The sequence below is a fragment of the Duganella guangzhouensis genome (assembly GCF_009674535.1).
GTDB classification, from domain to species: Bacteria; Pseudomonadota; Gammaproteobacteria; order Burkholderiales; family Burkholderiaceae_D; genus Rugamonas; species Rugamonas guangzhouensis.
This window is the reverse complement of sequence record NZ_WKJK01000048.1, coordinates 1-7016: the sequence shown is the minus strand read 5'-3', so window position 1 is coordinate 7016 and position 7016 is coordinate 1. Positions and strand designations below refer to the sequence as shown.

The window sequence follows — 7016 nt, the reverse complement described above, 5'->3', positions numbered from 1 at the left end:
TGCTGGTCATGGTTCGCTCTTCTCAAAATACTGACAGTATTTCTACTGAATATTTCTTTGTTGAGCATTTAATGCTTTTTGTTGCAGCATCAAACGCCCACACTTATCGACTGTAAATTTTTAAAGATCTTGTTCGGTCTTGCTAGCTGAAGAAGCGTTTTGTTCATCAGCAGAGAAGAAAGATTATGAAGCATTTCTTATTTCTCGTCAACCCCTCGCTTTTCTTCGTTTTCGCTTTTCAGCGTCTGCGTTGTCTTGCGAGGGACAGAATCATATCAAGGCAGCCGTAGGTTTGGCAAGGGCTTTCTTCACGCCGTCCGCCAGCAAGGCGATCGCCAGCGCACTGGCACCTATCCCCATCAGCAAATGGTAGTTGCCACCGCTGCGACCGAACACATAGGAATAGCCATAGCCGGCCAGCGCCTGGAACAAAGCAAACACCGTGGTCGCCTTGCTCCAGACGACATTCTGCCCATGCACATCACCAGGCAGTATGCGGTGCACACGTCCCAGTGTGACCGGCACAATGCCTGGCGGGAAGGAACCGATGACCAGGGTGGCCGCCAGCAGCGCCATATGACTGGTCGACAGCATCAGCAAGGCCATCGCACCGATCTGCAGCCAGATCGCCAGGTGACTGGTCAGCGCCGGACCGGCGCGATCAGACACCGCGCCGTACACCATCGGCCCCAGCGTCGCGCCCACGCCGTAGACAATCCAGAACAGCGCCGCCGTGTGTGCGCCCCAGCCCAGGCCGCGCGCCACGTAATCGACCAGAAACACCATCATCGGCACCAGCCCCACCGCCATCAACGCGTATTGCAGATACACCAGATGCAAATCGGAGCGCACCGCCGCCCGCGCCGCCGCGTCCGGCTCACCGACCGGCACATGCGTATGCACCGCATGCGGCCAGCAGGCCCAACTGGCCACGCTCAGCAGCAGCGCCAGCACGCCCAGCCCCAGCCAGGTCGCCCGCATGCCGATATCCAGCAATAGCGGCACCACCGTGCCGGAGGCCGCGATCCCCAAGCCGACGCCAAGAAAAATCGCGCCGCTGGCCATGCCCTTGCGTTGCGGCGGCACATGCGGCAGCACGGTGGCCGCCACCACCACCATGATGATGCCGCCCGCAATGCCCGACATCAGCCGCCAGCCAAAGAACCAGCTGATCGACAACGGAAACGCACAGGCGAAAAACGCCGCCGACGCCAGCAGCATCATGCCGCGCAGCGTCACGCGGGCACCATAGCGGCGCGCCAGCGGCCGCCCGATCAGGGCACCGATCAAATAACCGACCAGGTTGGCCGCGCCCAGATAAATCACATCGCCGGCGGCAAACCAGTGCGCTTCGATCATCGGCGGAATCAGCGGCGTGTAAGCAAAGCGGGCCAGACCAATGCCGACCAGGCTGGCGCACAGGCCGGCAAAAATGGCACGCGCTGCCGCGCCCTTGTCTTCTGCGGTATCCATGAACATCCTCTCAAGCTGAAATCAAGTTTGACAGCATAGTCAAACTTGACAGCGATGTCAAACATAAAGATAATCTCTCCATGGCAGGCATAAAACAATTCAACGAAGACGAAGCGCTGGAACGCGCCATGCATGTGTTCTGGTGGCAGGGCTATGGCAACACCTCGATGCCAGACCTGGCCAAGGCCACCGGCGTGCAGCGCGGCTCGCTCTATCACGCCTATGGCGACAAGCAGAACATCTTCCTGCTGGCGTTCGCACGCTATCAGCAGCGCTACCTGGCCAATGTGCGCGAGCACATGCGGCTGGAAGACCCGCACGCCGCGCTGCACGCCTACTTTGCTTATGTGATCGCGTCGATGTCGGAGCCGGTGCCGATGCTGGATGGCACGCCGTCGTCACGCACCCGCGGCTGCCTGACCACCAAGATCGCCACCGACGAAACCGCCATGGACGAGCCGGTGCGCCAGGCGCTGCGCGGCATGCTGGATGGATTAGCGGAAGTACTGGAACAACGGCTATCGCGCCCCGACGCCAAGGCGCGCCTGACATTGCCGCCAAAGGAAGCCGCGCGCCTGCTGGTCGCCTTCACGCGCGGCAATGTGGTGATGGAACGGATTTATGGAGTGGATGAGTTGCAGGCCACGGCGAGCAGCCTGATACAAGTTTTGTTCAAGCGTAGTTGATCACCACGTCCACGCGTTTGTGGACGTCTTCGGCGAAGGCCAGGAATTCGCGCATTTCCTCCGGCTGGTTGATGTCCAGCGCAAACCATTCAGCCGAGCCACCGGCCTGGCGGATCTCCGTCACCAGCGCATGCAACCTGGCCGAGCGACGCGCGCCCAGCACCACGTGATGACCCTCGCCTGCCAGTTGACGTGCCGTCGCCGGACCGCTGCCCCGGCTGGCGCCGGCGATCAAAATAACTTTGCGATGTATTTGCGTCATAGTGCAGTCCTTTCAAAGCCATTAACACCAGACTGCATCTTACGGACCAAACGCCATGCTGCGAATGCACATGCCTATGTAGTTCTTGCCTAATCCTATAGATCGCGGCAGCAGGCGTAGCGACATGGCGCGGAATCATGGATCATTCCTATTCATCGCAGTAGTCAACAAGGAGTGAAACGTGGAACGCATGATTGCCCTGCACAAGCAGTTGGCCCGCACCGACGGCCAGACCCAGACGCTGGTGGACGACGTGCACCTGACGCGCTCCACGCAAAGCAGCACCAAATCGCCAGCCATGTACGACCCGTGCATCGCCATCGCGCTGCAAGGCCACAAGCGCACCTACTTCGGCAACGACATCCTGCAGTTCGACGCCGACCACTATCTGGTGGTGGCGGTGCCGATGCCCTTCACCGCCGCCACCGAAGCCTCGCCGGAACATCCCTTCCTCGGCATCTCGATCCGGGTCGACCGCACCACGCTGGCCGACCTGATGTTTGCCATCGACCAGAGCGCACACGCCGAACCGCCGGCCATGCCCAAGGGCATGATGACCACCCGCATGGACGACCGTCTGCGCGACACCGTGCTGCGCCTGCTGGAAGCGCTGAGTTCGCCATTGGAGGCGCGCGTGCTGGGCCCCGCCATCGTGCGCGAAATCTGTTACCGGGTGCTGATGGGCGACCAGGGCGCGGCCATGCGCGCGGCGCTGACCAGCCAGGGTCAGTTCGGCCGTATCGCCAAGGCTTTGCGCCGCATTCACGCCGATTACGCCGCCAACATCGATGTCGGCATGCTGGCGGCCGAAGCCAATATGAGTGTGCCGGCCTTCCACGTCCACTTCAAATCGGTAACGCATTGCTCGCCGATCCAGTATCTGAAATCGGCGCGGCTGCACCAGGCGCGGCTGCTGATGGCGCGCAGCGATATGACGGCGCAAGCCGCCTGCGCCCAGGTCGGCTACGAAAGCCCATCCCAGTTCAGCCGCGAGTTCAAACGCTACTTCGGCCGCAGCCCCAGCGAAGAAGTCAGCGCCATGCGGCGCTATCTGACAGTGCAGCCAATCGAACCGGCAAGGTTGCTTTAAAGATAATTACGGGATAGTATGCGCACAGCGCGGCATTATAAAATAAGCAATGCCGCATTGTGCCATCCCACTTTTATCAGGAGCATCCATGCGATCCATCCTCAGCGCCGTTGCGCTCAGCCTGACGGCGACAGCCGTCCCTTCATTTGCCGCGCCCGCCTTTGAACCCGGCGTCACCATGTCGGTCGACCTCGGCCGCGCCTCCACCTCGTCCGACTATGCCGACGACAGCAACGACGTTACGCTGGCCGGCGCCCTGGGCTACCAGTACACCCAGAACTTCGGCTTTGAGGTCTACACGCGCGGCCTCAGCCTCAATCCGCTGCGCGGCACCTTCACCAGCGCCGGCTACTATCCGGACCGCACCTACGGCATCGCCGTGCTTGGCACCGCGCATCTGGACGATCACTTCCGCCTGTTCGGCCGTGCCGGCATCGGCCGCACCACCATGCGCGGCAACCGTACCAACATGGAAAACCGCGATGAAACCGATCCGATCTTTGGCGTCGGCGTCGGCTATGCCTTCAACCGCCGTTGGTCGCTGAACCTGGAAGCCAGTTACCTGACCAAGAGCGAAGTCAGCCTGATTACTTTCGGCGCCCGCTACCAGTTCTAACCGACCGACGTCACTTCGTTTTGGCGTGCTCCAGCAAGGCTGGGAACGGGAAGTCCTTGCCTTCGGGCGGCGTCAAATTCCACTCCGGCGGGAATTGCGCCGGCGACGCCCCCTTGGCATTACGCAGCACAAAGCCGCGCGAGGTGCGTTCGGTGAACGGCAACGCATGGGCGCCGTCGCGCGCCGCCAGCTGGGTGTACAGCCGGTGGCGCAGATCGATCCGCACCGACTCCAGCGCCGGGTCGGTGATCAGATTGTTCATCTCGCGCGGATCTTTGCTCAGGTCGTACAGCTCCTCGGTATCGTAGACGCCGAAGTACTGGATGTACTTCATGTTGTTGCGCACGATGGAGAAGGTGGCCGGCGTCATCGGATATTCCCAGTCCCAGTAGTACTCGTAGACGAAATCGTCCTGCGGCCAATCCGCCCATTTGGTTTTGCCTTCCAGCAGCGGCAGCACATTGCGTCCTTCAAACTGCTTCGGTGCCGCTTGTCCCGCCAGCGCCAGGAAAGTCGGCGCCAGGTCCAGATTGCGCACCCGCGCCTCGCTGCGCACGCCAGCCGGAATGCGGCCCGGCGCGTACGCAATCAGCGGCACCCGCACCGACTCCTCGTAGGCACTGCGCTTATCCACCAGGCCATGCGCGCCCCACATCGAGCCGTTGTCGCTGAAGAACACGATCACCGTGTTGCGCTCTTGCCCGCTGCGCTTCAGATAATCGAGCACGCGGCCCACGCTATCGTCCACCGAACTCAGCACCTGATCGCATTCGCGCCGCTCCTTCTGGATCGATTCGATACCGTTCAGGTAGCGGATATCAATGCCATGCCAGCTGTTGCGCTGGTTCTTGACCCACACCGGTTTGCCGCGATAGTTCTCCGGCGTATCGGCAAAGCTGTCCGGCACGGTGTAGGTGGCGGGAGGATACTGGTTGGCGTATTTGGGCGACGGGATGCAGGGACTGTGCACCGCCTTGTGCGACAGGTACAAGAAGAACGGCTTGTTCTGATCGCGGCCATGTTCCAGCCAGTCAATCGCGTAGTCGGTCAGCTCGTCGGTCAGATAGCCTTTGCGATCGACCTGCTTGCCGTCGATGTTCAACGTCTGCTGCACGTGCTGCTGGAAATCGCCCTGCGGCAGATAGGCCCCCTGGCCGGCAAAGCTGATCCACTTATTGAAGCCGGGACGCGGATTGTCGTTGTTGGCACCCATATGCCATTTGCCGATCAGCGCGGTCTGGTAACCGGCCTTTTGCAGATAGCTGGGGAAGAAAGTCAGGCCGGCTTCGCTGGAATTAGTGTTGTCGACCACCTTGTGATTACGCGCCGACATACCGGTCAGGATGGTGGCGCGGCTTGGACTGCACAGCGAGGTGGTGACGGCGGCACGCGGCAAATAGGTGCCGCCCTCCACCAGATGGTTGATGTTGGGCGTCTGCAGGATTGCATTGTCAGCGCCGATGTCGTCGATCGGTAGATCGTCCAGCAGAATGAAGATCATGTTCGGCTTATCAGCTTTTTGCTTGGCTGGCGGCGTGGCGGCCGGCAGGTGCAGCGGCGATATCGCCAATCCCGCCGCCAGCAGGGCGGCAACCAAAGGGCGCAGCTTGCCCGCGCGCTTGATAATGTGCTTCATGTGAACTCCATTCTCAGATTAATTCGGCACGCAGCACGCAGCGGAAACCGATGTGGGATGTGGTGCTGTCTATCGCCTGCGGAAAGCGTGCGGCCGGACGGTAACGCTGGCAGTAGTTGGCCGCGCACAGATGCGAGCCGCCTTTCAGCACGCGCCGGCCCAGCCGGGTGGAGGCGTCGCGCGGATCGGCGCTGTCTTGCTGATGGCCGCCGCGCGGATTACGCGGTGTGCAACCGCAGCCGGGCGCTTTTTTGGCCAGGGCGGCGCTGAGCACATACCAGTCATCGGTCCATTCCCAGACGTTGCCGATCATGTCGTACAGGCCGTAGCCATTGGCCGGATAGCTGCGCACCGGCGATGTGCGCAACCAACCGTCATCCAGCGTGTTCTGCCACGGGAATTGGCCCTGCCAGTAGTTGGCCAGCATGCGGCCCTCGGGTGCCAGCTCGTCGCCCCAGGCGTATTCCTTGCCGTCCAGGCCACCACGCGCGGCGCGCTCCCACTCGGCTTCGCTGGGCAAGGTTTTGCCGGCCCAGTTGGCATACGCCAGCGCATCGGCGTGGGCGATGTGCACTACCGGATGATCGTCGAGACCATCTAGATTGGAATCGGGGCCGTAGGGATGGCGCCAATCGGCGCCTATGCTCCAGGTCCACCACTGGGCGTGATCATTCAGCGGCACCGGGCCTTCCGGCGGCACGAACAGCAGCGAGCCAGGCTGCAGCAATTCGGGATCGACGCCGGGATAATCGCACGGATCGGGCGCTATTTCAGCAAAGGTCTGGTAACCGGTGGCGGCAACGAAGCGCGCGAACTGCGCATTGGTGACTGGTGTGGTGTCGATCCAGAAGCCATCCACCGCCACTTGTCGCGGTGGCGCTTCTTCCGGATAGAAGCGGTTCGATCCCATTTGAAAGGCGCCGCCAGGTATCCACACCATGCCGGGTGCTGCGGTTGCTGCGGTGGTGCGCTGGTCTGCCATGCGGATCCTTGTAGTCGGAGGCAGGCATGGTAGCGATGCGCGAAGCGCGAGGTCCACGATTTTTTTGCCATATCGATATTAAATGTGAACGTCTATCGATATGCGTTTTACGCAGGCGGAGCGTAAACGCAAAAAGGCCCGCTCACTGAGCGGGCCTTCCTGACTTATAACTAGCTTGACGATAACCTACTTTCACACTGGTTGCAGCACTATCATCGGCGCAGAGTCATTTCACGGTCCTGTTCGGGATGGGAAGGGGTGGGACTGACTT

7 protein-coding genes and 1 rRNA gene are annotated in these 7016 nt (G+C 61.2%); 3 read left to right on the top strand and 5 right to left on the bottom strand.

All coding sequences use genetic code 11. The features are described 5' to 3' along the window. Positions 1–270: 270 nt before the first annotated feature. Positions 271–1473: a YbfB/YjiJ family MFS transporter gene (locus tag GJ699_RS33735; protein WP_154383788.1), complete on the bottom strand. Its 1203-nt coding sequence runs from the start codon at positions 1471–1473 to the stop codon at positions 271–273. 80 nt (positions 1474–1553) lie between these two features. On the opposite strand from GJ699_RS33735, the gene GJ699_RS33730 reads away from it, so the two are divergent. Then, entirely contained in the window at positions 1554–2159 is a 606-nt protein-coding gene (locus tag GJ699_RS33730) for a TetR/AcrR family transcriptional regulator (RefSeq protein WP_154383787.1), read from the top strand. Here GJ699_RS33730 and GJ699_RS33725 read toward each other — a convergent pair. Then, positions 2146–2421 carry an SDR family NAD(P)-dependent oxidoreductase gene (locus GJ699_RS33725; RefSeq protein WP_154383786.1) on the bottom strand — a complete coding sequence of 92 codons (276 nt, stop codon included), beginning with the start codon at positions 2419–2421 and terminating at the stop codon, positions 2146–2148. The genes GJ699_RS33730 and GJ699_RS33725 overlap by 14 nt on opposite strands. Positions 2422–2611: 190 nt before the next feature. On the opposite strand from GJ699_RS33725, the gene GJ699_RS33720 reads away from it, so the two are divergent. After that, the gene (locus GJ699_RS33720; protein ID WP_154383790.1) at positions 2612–3511 is read left to right on the top strand and encodes an AraC family transcriptional regulator; all 900 of its coding nucleotides are present in this window, start codon (positions 2612–2614) and stop codon (positions 3509–3511) included. An 88-nt stretch (positions 3512–3599) separates the two neighbouring features. Next, positions 3600–4127 (top strand): outer membrane beta-barrel protein, encoded by a 528-nt coding sequence (locus tag GJ699_RS33715; RefSeq protein WP_154383785.1) that lies wholly within the window; start codon positions 3600–3602, stop codon positions 4125–4127. A gap of 10 nt (positions 4128–4137) precedes the next feature. Here GJ699_RS33715 and GJ699_RS33710 read toward each other — a convergent pair whose 3' ends face one another. The 3 genes from GJ699_RS33710 to rrf form a co-directional block, all read right to left on the bottom strand. Next, complete coding sequence (locus tag GJ699_RS33710; RefSeq protein ID WP_154383784.1) at positions 4138–5763, bottom strand: sulfatase family protein; 1626 nt, start codon at positions 5761–5763, stop codon at positions 4138–4140. 13 nt (positions 5764–5776) lie between these two features. Next, positions 5777–6745 (bottom strand): formylglycine-generating enzyme family protein, encoded by a 969-nt coding sequence (locus tag GJ699_RS33705; RefSeq protein ID WP_229262426.1) that lies wholly within the window; start codon positions 6743–6745, stop codon positions 5777–5779. 173 nt (positions 6746–6918) lie between these two features. After that, positions 6919–7016, bottom strand: a 5S ribosomal RNA gene (gene rrf / locus GJ699_RS35450); the annotation flags it as partial.